The 15,288-nt window shown below is 48.8% G+C and carries 15 protein-coding genes and 1 pseudogene; 9 read left to right on the forward strand and 7 right to left on the reverse strand.

Annotated features, from left to right (window positions below; all coding sequences use genetic code 11):
- Window positions 1-180: 180 nt before the first annotated feature.
- From ACTHTQ_RS03345 to tal, 4 genes and pseudogenes are all read right to left on the reverse strand, one after another.
- A pseudogene (locus tag ACTHTQ_RS03345) lies at window positions 181-1,070 on the reverse strand (IS5 family transposase).
- Between the two features lie 129 nt (window positions 1,071-1,199).
- The gene (locus tag ACTHTQ_RS03350) at window positions 1,200-1,934 is read right to left on the reverse strand and encodes a LytR/AlgR family response regulator transcription factor (RefSeq protein WP_003686784.1); all 735 of its coding nucleotides are present in this window, start codon (window positions 1,932-1,934) and stop codon (window positions 1,200-1,202) included.
- 238 nt (window positions 1,935-2,172) lie between these two features.
- Entirely contained in the window at window positions 2,173-3,060 is an 888-nt protein-coding gene (gene gluQRS, locus ACTHTQ_RS03355) for a tRNA glutamyl-Q(34) synthetase GluQRS (protein WP_440363091.1), read from the reverse strand.
- Window positions 3,061-3,213: 153 nt separating this feature from the next.
- Window positions 3,214-4,269, reverse strand: a complete 1,056-nt coding sequence (tal, locus tag ACTHTQ_RS03360; protein ID WP_440363092.1) for a transaldolase — start codon at window positions 4,267-4,269, stop codon at window positions 3,214-3,216.
- Window positions 4,270-4,404: 135 nt separating this feature from the next.
- On the opposite strand from tal, the gene ACTHTQ_RS03365 reads away from it, so the two are divergent.
- The 7 genes from ACTHTQ_RS03365 (at window position 4,405) to hpf (ending at window position 9,736) form a co-directional block, all read left to right on the forward strand.
- Complete coding sequence (locus tag ACTHTQ_RS03365; protein WP_440363093.1) at window positions 4,405-5,379, forward strand: KpsF/GutQ family sugar-phosphate isomerase; 975 nt, start codon at window positions 4,405-4,407, stop codon at window positions 5,377-5,379.
- A gap of 66 nt (window positions 5,380-5,445) precedes the next feature.
- The gene (locus tag ACTHTQ_RS03370; protein ID WP_440363094.1) at window positions 5,446-5,982 is read left to right on the forward strand and encodes a KdsC family phosphatase; all 537 of its coding nucleotides are present in this window, start codon (window positions 5,446-5,448) and stop codon (window positions 5,980-5,982) included.
- On the forward strand, window positions 5,979-6,560 hold the full coding sequence (lptC, locus tag ACTHTQ_RS03375; protein ID WP_440363095.1) for an LPS export ABC transporter periplasmic protein LptC: 582 nt from the start codon (window positions 5,979-5,981) through the stop codon (window positions 6,558-6,560). Before ACTHTQ_RS03370 ends, lptC begins: the two co-directional genes overlap by 4 nt.
- Entirely contained in the window at window positions 6,541-7,071 is a 531-nt protein-coding gene (gene lptA / locus ACTHTQ_RS03380) for a lipopolysaccharide transport periplasmic protein LptA (RefSeq protein ID WP_049328829.1), read from the forward strand. The genes lptC and lptA overlap by 20 nt, the downstream gene beginning before the upstream one ends.
- Before the next feature lie 70 nt (window positions 7,072-7,141).
- Window positions 7,142-7,876, forward strand: coding sequence for an LPS export ABC transporter ATP-binding protein (lptB, locus tag ACTHTQ_RS03385; protein ID WP_003679854.1), 735 nt, complete (start codon window positions 7,142-7,144; stop codon window positions 7,874-7,876).
- 140 nt (window positions 7,877-8,016) lie between these two features.
- The gene (rpoN, locus tag ACTHTQ_RS03390; protein WP_440363096.1) at window positions 8,017-9,372 is read left to right on the forward strand and encodes an RNA polymerase factor sigma-54; all 1,356 of its coding nucleotides are present in this window, start codon (window positions 8,017-8,019) and stop codon (window positions 9,370-9,372) included.
- A gap of 49 nt (window positions 9,373-9,421) precedes the next feature.
- Window positions 9,422-9,736 (forward strand): ribosome hibernation-promoting factor, HPF/YfiA family, encoded by a 315-nt coding sequence (gene hpf / locus ACTHTQ_RS03395; RefSeq protein ID WP_003679851.1) that lies wholly within the window; start codon window positions 9,422-9,424, stop codon window positions 9,734-9,736.
- 73 nt (window positions 9,737-9,809) lie between these two features.
- On the opposite strand, the gene ACTHTQ_RS03400 is transcribed toward hpf, so the two are convergent.
- The gene (locus ACTHTQ_RS03400) at window positions 9,810-11,087 is read right to left on the reverse strand and encodes an AmpG family muropeptide MFS transporter (RefSeq protein WP_440363097.1); all 1,278 of its coding nucleotides are present in this window, start codon (window positions 11,085-11,087) and stop codon (window positions 9,810-9,812) included.
- A 257-nt stretch (window positions 11,088-11,344) separates the two neighbouring features.
- Complete coding sequence (locus ACTHTQ_RS03405) at window positions 11,345-11,518, reverse strand: hypothetical protein (RefSeq protein WP_224783520.1); 174 nt, start codon at window positions 11,516-11,518, stop codon at window positions 11,345-11,347.
- A 911-nt stretch (window positions 11,519-12,429) separates the two neighbouring features.
- Here ACTHTQ_RS03405 and ftnA (ACTHTQ_RS03410) point away from each other — a divergent pair.
- Window positions 12,430-12,915, forward strand: a complete 486-nt coding sequence (ftnA, locus tag ACTHTQ_RS03410) for a non-heme ferritin (protein WP_003686837.1) — start codon at window positions 12,430-12,432, stop codon at window positions 12,913-12,915.
- A gap of 16 nt (window positions 12,916-12,931) precedes the next feature.
- Window positions 12,932-13,429 (forward strand): non-heme ferritin, encoded by a 498-nt coding sequence (gene ftnA, locus ACTHTQ_RS03415; protein WP_003686798.1) that lies wholly within the window; start codon window positions 12,932-12,934, stop codon window positions 13,427-13,429.
- Between the two features lie 171 nt (window positions 13,430-13,600).
- Here the strand turns inward: ftnA (ACTHTQ_RS03415) and pgi are convergent, their stop codons facing one another.
- On the reverse strand, window positions 13,601-15,241 hold the full coding sequence (pgi, locus tag ACTHTQ_RS03420) for a glucose-6-phosphate isomerase (RefSeq protein WP_440363098.1): 1,641 nt from the start codon (window positions 15,239-15,241) through the stop codon (window positions 13,601-13,603).
- Window positions 15,242-15,288: the final 47 nt, after the last annotated feature.

The following is a 15,288-nucleotide window of genomic DNA, read 5'->3' on the forward strand; positions in this document are numbered from 1 at the left end:
GTACGGTATTGCCTCGCCTTGCCATACTATCTGAGACCTTTGCAAAAAAGTCTTTCCCCCAACAGCCGAAACCTAAACAAAGGTTTTCGGCTGCTTTTGTTTCAAATATCCACTGATTCTATTCAAATACCCCCTTAATCCCCCCTTGGATACCTGATAATCAGGCATCCGGGCCGCCTTTTAGGCGGCAACAGGCACACTTAGCCTGTTGGCCGCTTTCAACAGGTTCAAACACATCGCCTTCAGATGCGTTTGGTTTGCGCTTCCGTCAGCGGACGGTTGCGGCAGGCTTTGCGCATAATGCCGTCTAACAACTGATGCTCTTCCAGATGTTGCCGGTTTTCCTTACTGTCATAGCCTTTGTCGGCATAGACGGTCGTACCTTCGGCAATGCCCTCCAACAAAGGCAACAGGTGGTTGCACTCATGGGTATTGGCAGGGGTGATGTGCAGTTTCTCGATATAGCCTTCCCCATCGGTACGGGTATGTTGTTTGTAACCGAGTCTGTATAAACCGTTTTTCTTTGTCCAACGGGCATCTTTGTCCTTACTCGGTGTGGTTTGGCCGCTGACTTGTCCTTCGTCATCGACTTCTATGGCCTGACGCTGTTTGCTGCCGGCGGTCTGAATAATGGTGGCGTCAATGACGGCGGCGGATGCTTTCTCTACTTTTAGGCCTTTTTCGGTCAGTTGGCAGTTAATCAGTTTTAGCAATTCGGACAGGGTGTCGTCTTGCGCCAGCCAGTTGCGGTAGCGGCATAAGGTGCTGTAATCGGGGATGCTCAACTCGTCAAAACGGCAAAACAGGTTGAAATCGATGCGGGTGATGAGGCTGTGTTCGAGTTCGGGATCGGAGAGGCTGTGCCATTGTCCGAGCAGGACGGCTTTGAACATGGATAACAGGGGATAGGCGGGACGGCCGCGGTGGTCTCGAAGGTAACGGGTTCTTTGACGGTTCAGGTACTGTTCGATCGGCTGCCAATCAATCACCTGATCCAACTTCAATAGTGGGAAGCGGTTGATGTGTTTGGCGATCATGGCTTGTGCGGTTTGCCGGAAGAAGGTGCTCATGAGAAATCCCCTAAATGTCTTGATGGGAATTTAGGGGATTTTGGGGAATTTTGCAAAGGTCTCAGGCCGTCTGAAAATATCTTTTCAGACGGCCTTTGATTTAAAGAGAGCCAATCAAGGAGCGCATTGTTAAATGCTGTTTTTAATGATTTTCCTCAGGGTGGACAGTTGTCGGCGGCTGACAGGCAACGGAGTTGGAATATCGAGAATTTTAGCGCCCCATGTGGATGCGTATTCGTCGTTTTCGTCATCGTCCAGTCGAATCAGGCTGTCGAGGGTGTGGCGGAAGACGAGGGCATTGCGGTGGATGCGGATGACTTTATCGCCCAGCAATTCTTCCCAGTAAACCAATGTTTTCGGTAATTCGTAGCTGTGGCCGTCGCCGGTAAACAGATAGACGGTTTTGTGTTCCGCCATCAGGTAACGCGCCTGTTGCCATGGGATTTCAACCATGCGTTCGCGGTTGTACACTTTGAAATGGGTGAAACTGTCTGCTTTTTCGCGGTTTTTCTCGATGATGCGGTCAAGCGCGGTTTGCAGGCGGGTCATTTTGATTGGTTTGAGCAGATAGTCTGCGGCAGCCAGCTCAAACGCGCGTAGGGCGTGTTCTTCATAGGCTGTGGTGAATACAATTTCCGGCTGGCGCTTGGCGGTACGCTTAATGCGTTCGACAAACTCGAGACCGTCGATTTCCGGCATGCCGATGTCGGCAAAGACGATGTCGACTTCGTGGACGCTCAGCCACTCCAATGCTGGCATGGCATGGTGAAAGACGTTGAGCAGTACGACATTGCACTCTTCCAATAATACACGTAAGCGTTCTGCTGCTAATACTTCGTCTTCTACAATAATGGCACTTGGCATAGCGGTATTCTTTTTGTTGTATCGTGGGAGATCTGCCGCGTTTTGTCATCCTCAATAACGCGTCAGCCGTATGTTGTTACAACCTTGAAATTATCAGTTTGTGACAATTTTAGGAAATTTTCAAAATATACATGATTTTTCGCTTCTTGGGCATGGGTTGGGATGAATCGGAAGATTACTTACATAACTTTATGAAATATTGTAATACCTAGAGTAATTTTGTTGTAATCGTGCTAATTCAGTCTGTGATAATGGACGATTTTGGGATTTTGTCCATTTGCCAGTGTGCCACCGCCCAATCAAGCAATTCCTGCGGACGGTTCACGGTAGGTGCATCGGGTAGGTTGAGGTAGGTTAGGACTTGGCGTAGGAGTTGTTCTTTTTGATTCAAATCCAAAGCCGGGGCAAGGGTTTGTTTCGACCATTTTTGCCCTTGATTGTTGGTCAATAGGGGAAGGTGGGCGTAGGCCGGTGTGGGAACGCCGAGGCATTGTTGCAGATAGATTTGGCGCGGCGTGGAAACGAGCAAGTCCTGACCGCGGACAATATGGGTTATTCCTTGATCGGCATCGTCGGCAACCACGGCAAGCTGATATGCCCAATAGCCGTCGGCACGAAGCAGGACAAAATCGCCGATATCGTGTGCCAGATTTTGTGCGTAATGTCCGACAATGCCGTCTGAAAAACCGATCATGCGATCAGGAACTTGAATGCGCCATGCCGGAGTTTTGTTTTGCGTGTCGGGTCTTTGCTGAGGATTGCGGCAACGGCCGTTATATACAAACCCGTCTGCGCCATGTGTTGCCGCCGCCTGCCAGTCTTTGCGGCTGCAATAGCAGGGATACACCAGCCCGGCTGCTTTGAGGCGGTCGAGGGTGTCTTGATATAGGTCGTAACGGCGGCTTTGATAGGCTACTTCGCCGTCCCACTCAAAACCGAAAGCTTCGAGCGTGCGCAAAATGTCGGCTGCGGCGCCGGGCATTTCGCGCGGAGGGTCAAGGTCTTCAATGCGGACCAGCCATTTGCCCTGATGAGCGCGCGCATCGGCATAGGAAGCGACGGCGGTCAGTAGGGAGCCGATATGAAGCAGGCCGGTAGGGCTGGGGGCGAAACGTCCTATATACATGGCAGGGTGGTTTTTGTAGGGCAGGGGCAGTATGCCTGCACGCTATTCAAATCGTGATAGAAAAGGGCGTGCCGTACACGCCCGAATTTGGGTTTCAGACGGCCTGAGACTTTTCAAAATGATTTAAGTTTCTCGGCCGTCCGTTCAATCCGCTTAAGCCAAGGGAGCCAGCAGTTTGGCGAAAGCGTCTTCAAATTGTTTCAAACCGTCTTCCTGTAAACGAGTTGCCAAAGTTTCGACATCGATGCCGAGTTTGGCGGTTTCGGCAAGCTGCGCTTGGGCTTCATCCACACCTTCGGTCAAAGTGGCTTTGGCGGTGCCGTGGTCGATAAAGGCTTTGAGTGTCGCATCGGGAACGGTGTTGACGGTATGGGCGCCAATCAGGCTGTCAACGTACAAAGTGTCAGGATAGGCAGGGTTTTTCACGCCGGTAGATGCCCACAGAAGTTGTACGCGGTTGGCACCTTTTTCGGCAAGTGCGGCAAATTCGCTGCTGCCGAAGTATTGCGCCCAATCTTGATAGGCGAATTTGGCCAGCGCGATGGCGACTTTGCCTTTGAGGTGGTCGGGCAGAGTGGAGTCCAATGCGGCATCGACACGGGAAATAAAGAAGCTGGCGACAACTTGAATATGGGAAACGTCATGTCCTGCCTCCAAACGTTTGGCAATGCCGCGTGCGTAGGCTGCATAGGCTTTGAGGGTTTGGGCGCGTGAGAACAGCAGGGTCAGGTTCACGCTGATGCCCTCGGCAATGAGGGTTTCGAGTGCTTCGATGCCTGCGTCGGTAGCGGGGACTTTAATCATGGCGTTTTTACGCGCGATGGCGGCATGGAGACGGCGGGCTTCTTCTACCGTGCCTTGTGCGTCTTTGGCAAGCTCGGGAGAAACTTCGAGGCTGACGAAACCGGTTTTGCCGCCGGTGGATTCATGTTCGGCAAGGCAAACGTCGCAGGCTGCCTGTACGTCGGCAATCGCCATGGTTTCGTAGCGTTGTTTGGGGCTGAGGTCTTGCTGCTTGAGGGCGGCGACTTCATCGGCGTAAAGCGCGTCGCCGGCGAAGGCTTTTTGGAAGATGGCGGGATTGGAAGTTACGCCGCACACGCCTTGTTTCAACATTTGCGCCAATTCGCCGCTTTGTATGAGCGAGCGGGAAAGGTTGTCCAGCCAGATTTGTTGTCCTAATGCTTTAACGTCCGATAAAATAGTCATCTCTGATTCCTTTAAATATAGGTTATTTGCGAAGCAGGCAGTAATGCTACCCCTATTCGGAAAATTTGGATAGTTTATTAGGGCATTTCATCATGTCCAAAATCATATAAAACGAACACAAAAAGGCATTCATTTATGGCAGGAAACGGTCAATATCTCGATTGGGCGCGCGAAGTGTTGCACACCGAAGCGGAAGGCTTGCGCGAAATTGCGGCGGAATTGGACGAACAATTCGTCCACGCGGCAGACGCGCTGTTGCACTGTAAAGGCAGGGTCGTCATTACAGGCATGGGCAAGTCGGGACATATCGGGCGCAAAATAGCGGCGACCATGGCTTCAACAGGCACACCCGCGTTTTTCGTCCATCCTGCGGAAGCGGCGCACGGCGACTTGGGCATGATTGTGGATAACGATGTCGTCGTCGCGATTTCCAATTCCGGTGAAAGCGACGAAATCGCCGCCATTATTCCCGCGCTCAAACGCAAAAACATCACCCTCATCTGCATCACCGCCCGCCCCGGCTCGACCATGGCGCGCCATGCCGACATCCACATCACGGCATCAGTTTCCAAAGAAGCCTGCCCGCTGGGACTTGCCCCGACGACCAGCACCACCGCCGTTATGGCTTTGGGCGATGCGTTGGCGGTCGTTCTTTTGCGCGCACGCGCGTTCACGCCCGACGATTTTGCATTGAGCCATCCGGCGGGCAGTTTGGGCAAACGCCTGCTGCTGCGCGTGGCGGATATTATGCACAAAGACGAAGCTCTGCCTGCCGTTTTGTTGGGTACACCGTTGAAAGAGGCCATTGTCCGCATGAGTGAAAAAGGTTTGGGCATGTTGGCGGTAACCGATGCCGAAGGCCGTCTGAAAGGCGTATTTACCGATGGCGACTTGCGCCGTCTGTTTCAAGAACGCGACAGCTTTGCCGGTTTGAAAGTGGACGACATCATGCACGCTTCGCCGAAAACCATCTCTGCCGACCGTCTTGCCACCGAAGCTTTGAAAGCCATGCAAAGCGGCCATGTGAACGGTTTGCTGGTGGTCGAAGAAAACGGCGTATTGATTGGTGCGCTGAACATGCACGATTTATTGATGGCACGAATTGTCTGAATCGACGGCAAAAACGTTTTCAGACGGCCTTATGCTAGAATAGGCCGTCTGAAATAAGGAAACCTTATGCAAAACCTCTCTTCCGACCTGCAACAACGCGCTTTAGGTATCAAACTGCTGATACTGGATGTGGACGGTGTTTTGACCGACGGCCGCATTTTTATCCGCGACAACGGCGAAGAAATCAAATCGTTCCACACTTTGGACGGACACGGTTTGAAAATGCTTCAGGCCAGCGGCGTGCAAACGGCGATTATTACCGGCCGCGATGCGCCTTCCGTCGGTATCCGCGTGAAGCAGCTCGGCATCAACTATTACTTCAAAGGCATTCACGACAAACGTGCCGCCTACGCCCAATTACGCGAACAGGCAGGTGTGGAGGAGAATGAGTGCGCCTTTGTCGGCGACGATGTCGTCGATTTGCCTGTGATGGTGCGTTGCGGATTGGCGGTCGCCGTCCCTGAAGCGCATTGGTTTACGTTGCAATACGCCCATTATGTAACCCGACGTTCCGGCGGCGCAGGCGCGGTGCGTGAAGTGTGCGATTTGATTATGCAGGCGCAAGGTACGCTTGAACCTGCTTTGAAAGAGTATGTACGATGAAAATCAGATGGCGTTACGGAATCGCCTTTCCGCTGGTGTTGGCCGTTTCACTCGGCGCATTGGCGGCGTGGCTCGGCCGCATCAGCGAAGTGCAGGTCGAAGAAGTCATCCTCAATCCGAATGAGCCGCAATATGCGATGAAAGGCATCAACGGCAAACGTTTTGACCAAGAAGGCCGTCTGAAAGAAAACCTGAGCGCGGTCGATGCCGTCCAATATCCCAATAGCGCGGACGTGCATTTGGACAAACCGCATCTTTCGTTTTACCGCGACGGCAGCCTGCTGTACGAAGTCGGCAGCGACAAGGCCGCGTACAATATTCAAAATAAGAAAGTCGTTTTTGAACAGAATGTCGTCTTAAACAAAGCGGCAGATGCCAAGCGTTTGGCCGGTATCGTCAAAACCGAACGTTTGAATGTCGATACCGAGGCGCAATACGCCTATACCGACAGCCCCGTTACTTTCCAATACGGACAGTCCGGCGGTCAGGCAAACGGCATGACTTATGACCACAAAACCGGTTTGCTGAATTTCCCTTCCAAAGTGAAAGCCACAATTTATGATACAAAAAATTTGTAAAACCTTAGCCCTTGTTGCCGTTTTTGCCGCCAGCCCGGCTTTTGCCCTGCAAAGCGACAGCAAGCAGCCGATTCAAATCGAAGCCGACCAAGGCTCGCTTGACCAAAACAACCAAAGCACTACCTTTTCCGGCAACGTCATCATCAAACAAGGCACGCTCAATATCCGTGCCGGCAGCGTAACTGTTTCGCGCAACGACAAAAGCGAGCAGTTGATGAAAGCCACCGGCTCGCCCGTCAAATTCAGCCAAGAGTTGGACGGCGGCAAAGGCGTGGTCAACGGCCAAGCCAATACCGTCACCTATTCTTCCGCAGCCAGTCTGGTTACCCTGACCGGCAATGCCAAAGTACAGCGCGGCGGCGATGTGGCTGAAGGTGCGGTCATCACTTACAACACCAAAACCGAGGTTTACACCATCAACGGCAGTGCCAAATCCGGTGTGAAATCCGCCGCCAAATCCGGCCGCGTCAGCGTTGTCATCCAGCCGTCCAGCACGCAGAAAAACAAATAAGAAAACACACAAAAAGGCCGTCTGAAAAAGGTTCAGACGGCCTGAGGTCAATATCGAAAGTCAACAGAATATGAGCGCAAACAACAGCCGTCTTGTGGTTCAAAACCTGCAAAAAAGTTTCAAAAAACGCCAAGTCGTCAAAAGCTTCTCCCTTGAAATCGAAAGCGGCGAAGTCATCGGCCTGCTCGGTCCCAACGGCGCGGGTAAGACCACCAGCTTTTACATGATTGTCGGCCTGATTGCCGCCGATGCAGGCAGCGTGATGCTGGACGGACAAGAGTTGCGCCACCTGCCCATTCACGAGCGCGCCCGCCTCGGCGTCGGCTATCTGCCGCAGGAAGCCTCGATTTTCCGCAAAATGACCGTGGAACAAAATATCCGCGCCATTTTGGAAATCAGCATGAAGGACAAAAGCCGCATCGATGCCGAACTTGAAAAACTGTTGGCCGATTTGAACATCGAACGCCTGCGCAACAACCCTGCGCCGTCCTTGTCCGGTGGCGAACGCCGCCGTGTCGAAATCGCGCGCGTGTTGGCTATGCAGCCGCGTTTCATTTTGCTGGACGAACCTTTTGCCGGCGTTGACCCGATTGCCGTCATCGATATTCAGAAAATCATCGAGTTTCTCAAATCACGCGGTATCGGCGTATTGATTACCGACCACAACGTGCGCGAAACCCTCAGCATCTGCGACCGTGCCTATATCATCAGCGACGGTACTGTATTGGCTTCAGGCAAGCCGGATGATTTGGTCAATAATGAACAAGTCCGTTCGGTTTACTTGGGTGAAAATTTCAAATATTGAATGCATATTTGACGGTAATCGTAAAACCGGCTTCACACGAGGCTCTCATTTCAATTGAGGGTAGCTATAAATATTGAAATAATTACTAAGAATACAAATATAATACTGAAAAACTATCCATACACTTTGAAAAAAACACTATGTCTTCACTCGTCCTTAAACTCAAACAGACCCAGCAGCTCAACCAGCGGCTGCAGCAGTCTTTGCGCATCTTGCAGATGTCGGGTCTTGAGCTTGAGCGCAAAGTGGGAGACTGGTTGTTGGACAATCCTCTGCTTGAGCGTCCGGAAACCGATGAGTTTGCCGATAGCGGACTCAACCGTACCGTCACCATGCCGCGCTCAGGTCAGCAGTTGAGCGGCGACGATGCCGAAGATATTTGGAGCAACATCGCCGAAGAAGAGGATTTCAAACACTATCTGCATGCCCAAGTGTGCGAGCATCCGCTCTCGCAAGTGGAAGCGGCCTATGTTCATGTCTTGATTGATTTTTTGGATGAACAAGGCTACCTCACCGACAGCCTCGAAGAAATCATCGACTACACGCCGTTGGAATGGATGCTGGACGAAGAAACCCTGCAAAATGCGCTGGATGTATTGCAAACCTTTGATCCGCCCGGCGTGGCGGCGGCGGATTTGACCGAGTCGCTCATGCTGCAGTTAATGCGTTTGCCGGCTTCTCCTGCCCGACAAATGGCCGCGCATTTGGTGCAAAGTTCGCTTCAAGACTTAGGCAAAAACCGCAAACAAAATGTTCTGCGTTTCCGCAAACTCTATCCCGATACCGACAGCGAAACCATAGAAGCCGCGCTCGATATGATTGCCGAGCTCAATCCCTATCCGGCCTACGGTTTTGCCTCTGCCACGCCCACGCCTTATATTCAGCCTGACGTTTGGGTCAAAGAGGGCAAGGATGGCTGGGAAGTCATCAGCAACGAGGCGGCTTGGCCGAAGTTGCGGCTTAATCAGGAATATTGCGACCTGATGAAATCAGCGGAAGAGGGTGCACCGGAGTGGAAGGAAAAAATTAACGAAGCCAAGCAGCGTATTGATTCTTTGGAGCTGCGTAAAAGCACGGTCCTCCGCCTTGCTGAGTATATCGTCAAAAATCAGGAAGATTTTTTCATTTTCGGAGAAATCGGCCTGTCGCCAATGCTGATGAAAGATGCCGCTGCCGAATTGGGTTTGGCGGAAAGTACCATCTCGCGCGCCGCCAATCAGAAATATTTGTCTTGCCCGCGCGGCCTGTTTGCGTTACGCTATTTCTTCACACAGGCAGTGAATGCCGACGATGACGGCGAAGGGTTCAGCCAAGGCGCAATCAAAGCCGTATTGAGCCAGCTGATTGAAAGTGAAGACAGCAGCAAACCTTATTCGGACGAGACCCTCGTCAAATTATTAAAACAACGCGGCATTGAAATCGCCAGACGAACAGTCGCTAAATATAGAGAATCATTAGACATCCCACCGGCACACAAACGAAAATTTACCGAGTAGATATATTCCGATCCGTTTTGACGGACTAATCAACCGAAGGAGCTGTATCATGAATCTGAAAATCACCGGTCTGAATTTTGATGTTACCGAAGCCATCAAAAACTATGTTTCCGATAAGTTGGCACGAATCAATCGCCACGCCGACAACATCATCTCCGTGACCATTACGCTCTCGGTGGAAAAAGTCAATCAAAAAGCCGAAGCCGATGCGCATCTGGCAGGCAAAGATTTGCACGTTGAAGCGATTGAACAGGATATGTACGCCGCGATTGATGTTTTGATGGACAAACTCGACCGCGCTGTTTTGAAACATAAAGAAAAAAGCGGCGATGTCCGCAGTACTGTTAAACCTGCTGCCGAATAAAGCTTTTGTATGATAAAGGCCGTCTGAACATTCAGACGGCCTTTTGTTTTACTAGATGTTTTAGACTGGCAATCTAGTTACTCACTTTTTCGCCATTCCATGGTGCTACTTTAAACAGCAACAACATACCCGGTATGCCCAAAGCAAAACACAGCCAGTAGAAATTAAAGTAACCCATCGCTTCAATCAGATAACCTGCCGAAGCATTGATAAATGTACGGGGAACGGCTGACAGGCTGGTAAAGAGGGCTAATTGTGTGGCCGTAAATGCAGGATTGGTTTCACGAGCCATATAGGCAACAAACGCCGCTGTACCCAGACCTACGCCCGCTGCTTCTGCACCAATCACAGCCGCAAGCATCATTTGCTCTGTCAGTGTGATGGCTTCAAATTTGCCAAAATTTGCCAACCAGGCAAAGCCTAGAATAGTAACCCATTGCGCCACGCCGAAAACCCATAATGCCCTGTTGATCCCGAGTTTCAACATCCAAATACCACCGGCAATGCCGGCAATCACAGCAGGCCACAGGCCGGCATTTTTGGCAATGAGGCCGATGTCGGTTTTGCTGAAGCCCATGTCCAGATAAAACGGTGTAGCCAAAGAAGTGGCCATGCTGTCGCCCAGTTTGTAGAGAAAGATAAACAGCAATACCAATATGGCCTGTTTGATTCCTTTGCGGGAGAAAAACTCACTGAAAGGGTCAGAAACTGTTTGGGCAAATGTACGCGACACAGATGGTGGAATGTCAGGCTCTTTAGCTAAAAATAAGGTCATTAGCAGACCGGGCAGCATAAATAGTGCAGTAATGATGAATACGTTGTGCCAAGGCATCAAGTCGGCCAAAATCAAGCTGAGTGAGCCAGGTACCAAAGCAGCAATACGGTAGGCATTGACGTGGATAGAGTTGCCTAAGCCTAATTCTTCATCTGACAAAATTTCGCGTCGAAATGCATCCAATACAATATCTTGGCTGGCAGAGAAAAAGGCGACCACCAACGATAAGCCCATAATTACATATAAATGCTGAGCAGGATTTAGGAAGGCGTAAATGAGCAAGGTCAGCAGCAAACCAATTTGCGTAACCAGCATCCAACCGCGTCGCCGTCCTAAAAAAGGTAATCTGACCAAATCAATGACGGGAGACCAGATAAATTTCCAAGTGAAAGGCAGCCCGATAAGTGCCATCAGGCCGATGGTTTTCAAATCGACATGTTCGCTGCGCAACCATGCCGGAATCAGGTTGATCAGAAAATAAAGCGGCAGCCCCGAAGTGAAGCCTGTAAAGATACAAATCAGCATACTGCGCGAGAAAATCTTACGCCAAGTGCTGGTTTGGGGTGCGGTGGTCATAGTGGAATCAATAAAAAAGAAAAGGGATATTGTAGCAAAGATGGGGGATATGGCGAATGAGCTTCTGCTATCTTTATTGAATAAAGGCCGTCTGAAACTTTGACCAATTAAGTTTCAGACGGCCTTTTGTTGGAACAACTGGTTTGGCGGGCAACGGAGACTTCAGGACGGAAGAAGGGTTGCTTGGGTGTATTCATAAAATTGAAGTTAAGAAAGTTTCAGACGACCCCTAGAGATCGTTTGAACAATGAGAAATATCAGTGGTAATTTGTGCCGTCAGTGTAGCCGTTTCCTGATTTGTCCACAGCAAAAGCAGAAATCGGACCGACCGTTACTGTCCCTTTAGGCTGAGTTTCTTGGTAATACTCATATGCTGCAACACCCATACCAGTTGCAGCACCAACAGCAGCACCAATTGTGCCACCGACCATAATAGCTGGTCCGGCAGGAATACTGCCAAAAGCTATACCGACACCCAGACCAATACCTGCACCAATTGATCCTCCTATTTATGCACCATTTGCTCCTCCTTGAAGGATTCTCTCTCCTAAGCCTCCTCCATAAATTAGTTCCAGATCCTCAATGGATAGTTCAATCATGTTATTTTTCCTTTTCAAAAAAATTAGATGTAGAATATTGAGTCAATACACCCAATATGGAGAAAATAATAAAAGCATGAATATAAATCATAAAATCAACATTATCTCCTTGGTAGCTTTCATAAATAAAAACGATTGGTATTGATATACAAATTAAAATGTACAGGTACTTTGAAATTACCAGTAACTTATACACAAATTTTGATTTCATAGCCTAGTCTTTCATTTGAATAAAATTTACCCTAATCAACTTTCCAACCAACTTCCTAACTTCTTCATGCTTTCCCTGATTGAAGTTAACCAGTAGATTTTTCAACAATATGTATATTATGTTAAATAATAAATGGTAATTGTCACATTCAAATATTAAGGATAACCTACTTTGAAACTATATCGCTTTGATGCGTAATTCTATAAAAAACATTGAATTTTCATGTTTTCTATTTATCCAGTATTTTGGAGTTGATAAGTGAGAGCAAAAAACTTTGGAAATCTACGATTCTCCTTCCAACACCTCATCATTTCTCTAGAGAATTTAGGCAAAGGCGATATTGATAACTCATTTCATTAAATAGAACCAAATGAGAATGATTTATTTATAAAATCCTTTTAAATTAATGGGTTACAATAAAAATTGATAAAATAAAATTGACTATTCTCAATAAAATGAGTAAAATTCATCCGCAAATACAAATTTTGTATTGTGATACATCTATTAACCGCATTAAGAAAAGGAGTTAGTTATGCTAAGTAAGTCAATTACAGCAAAATTAAACGAACAAATTAATCTCGAGTTGTATTCATCAAATGTCTATTTGCAAATGAGTGCATGGTGCCATAAACATGGTTATGAAGGCGCTGCAGCATTTTTACTTCGTCATGCCGATGAAGAATTGGAACATATGCAAAAGTTGTTTACTTATGTGAGCGAAACCAGTGGAATGCCTTTGTTAGGTAAAATTGACGCCCCTAAACACGATTACGCTTCATTAAAAGAAGTTTTTGAAACAACACTTGAACACGAAAAACTAGTGACATCTAAAATTAATGAGTTAGTTGAGAGTACTTTTGCAGAAAAGGATTACTCTACTTTTAACTTCTTACAATGGTATGTAGCTGAACAGCATGAAGAAGAAAAATTATTTAACAGTATTGTTGATAAATTCAAACTTCTTGGTGAAAGTGGTACAGCGCTCTACTACATTGATCGTGAATTAAAAACTTTATAAGAATAGGAGAAATAAAATGTTATCAAATAGCGTGATTAAACTATTAAATGATCAAATGAATTTAGAGTTTTATTCTTCTAACTTATATTTGCAAATGAGCGCCTGGTGCGAACAACAAGGTTTCGAAGGAGCTGCAAAATTTTTATCAGAGCATGCGGCTGAGGAAATGCAGCATATGCGTAAACTCTTCACTTATTTAAATGAGACCGGCGCATTGGCTATCATCACACAAATTGATGAACCACCTCATCAATTTTCATCATTGAAACAAGTACTTGAATTAACTTATGAACATGAAAAGTTAATTACCTCTAAAATCAATGAATTAGTTGGTAGAACTTTTGAAGAGAAAGACTACTCTGCCTTTAACTTCTTACAATGGTATGTGGCTGAACAACATGAAGAAGAAAAATTATTCAGTGGAATTTTGGATAAATTAAATCTTCTTGGTGAAGATGGTAAAGGTTTGTTCTTAGTTGATAAAGATTTAGGCGCATTAACAACAAACAACTAATCAAGTCTGATGAAAAAGGCTAAGTCATTATCGATTTAGCCTTTTTTTATATCAAAATCTAGCTACTTTTGTCTAAAAGTGCGGTGCTTTAACGGTTCATTCTTACCGCCGATTAGGTTTTGAAATGCCCGTAAGACAGGCAGATATGCTTGTCTTACGGGCATTTTATTTTCAGACGGCCTTCGATCTTGCGTTGCAGTTGCGGTAGAAGGCGATCAGACCGTTGGTGGAGCTGTCGTGTGCAGGCGTGCCGCGTTCGAGTTCGGGTTCGATGGTTTTGGCCAGCTCTTTACCGTATTCCACGCCCCATTGGTCGAAGGGGTTGATACGCCAAATCACGCCTTGAACGAAAGTACGATGTTCGTAAGCAGCCATCAGCATGCCGAGGTTGAAAGGTGTCAGGCTGTCGATAAGCAGGCTGTTGCTCGGACGGTTGCCGGGGAACTCTTTCTGCGGCGCAAGGCGGTCGCGTTCGTCTTGGGGCAGGGCAGCCAATTCGATTTGCACTTCGTCTAAGGTTTTGCCTTTCATCAGCGCTTCGGCTTGGGCGAAGGCATTGGCAACGGTAAAGCGGTGTTGGCGGTGGTTGCCGTAGACTGTGGTCATGGGGACGATGAAGTCGACGGGAATCAGACGCGTACCTTGGTGCAGAAGCTGGAAGTAGGCATGTTGGCAGTTGACGCCTTCATCGCCGAAGACAATGCCGCCGGTGGTGCAGAAAACGGGTTGGCCATCTGAAGTACGCTGTTTGCCGAGGCTTTCCATATCGAGCTGGTTGAGCCACGGGGTAAAGAGGCGCATGTTGTGGCTGTATGGGACAACGGTTTGGCCGTCTGAATGTTGGAAGTTGTTGTACCAAACGTTGATGAGCGCCATCAGGACGGGAATGTTGCGGCGGAATGGCGTTTCGAAGAAGTGGGTATCCATCGCGTGTGCGCCGGCCAGCATTTTGCGGAACGCTTTTTCGCCGACGGCAACCATCAGCGGCAGGCCGATAGGAGACCAGACGGAATAGCGGCCGCCGACCCAGTCGGACATGGCGAAGACTTTGTCGGGGGAGATGCCGAAGTTTTGGGCGGCGGCCACATCGGCGGAAATGGCGCAGAAGTGGCGGTAGATGCCGGAATCAGGCAAACCTGCATCTCGGTACCAAGTACGCGCCGCATAGGCATTGAGCAGGGTTTCTGGTGTGCGGAACGATTTGCTGGCAATGCTGAATACGGTGGTCTCGGGGTTGAGGCCGAGAAGGGTTTGGGTCAGGTCGGCATCATCGGAGTTGCTGACAAAGTGGACGCGGATGTTTTGCCAATAAGGCTGCAGCGCCTGTGTTGCCATGCGCGGGCCCAAATCGGAGCCGCCGATACCGATGTGAACCAAGTCGGTAATCGGTTTGCCGGTAATGCCTGCGTGCGTGCCGTCTAAAAGTTGGCGTGCGAACTCGAGTGCGCGGTTGAGTTCGTGATGAATATTGGGCACGATGTTTTCGCCGTCAACGTAAACAGATTTGGCATTGGCAGGCAGGCGCAGGGCGGCGTGGAGGACGGCGCGGTGTTCGCTGGTATTGATTTTTTCACCGCTGCTCATGGCCTGCATATATTGTGGCAAATCGGCTGCTTCGGCCAGTTGGCACAATAAATCAAGGGTGTTTTCATCTAGGCGGTTTTTGCTGTAATCAAATAACAAACCGTGCAGAATTTCGTGCATATTGTTGAAACGTTCGGCATCTGCGGCGAAGCGTTCGCGCAGGGTAACGTGTTGAGTATCGGCATGATGGGCTTCCAAGGCCTGCCATGCGTCTGAGTATGCGGACATCTCGTTTCCTTAGTATGTAACGGTAAACAAGCAGGGTATCTATTTTC

The organism is Neisseria sp. P0020.S003 (assembly GCF_051957095.1).
Classification (GTDB): Bacteria; Pseudomonadota; Gammaproteobacteria; order Burkholderiales; family Neisseriaceae; genus Neisseria; species Neisseria subflava.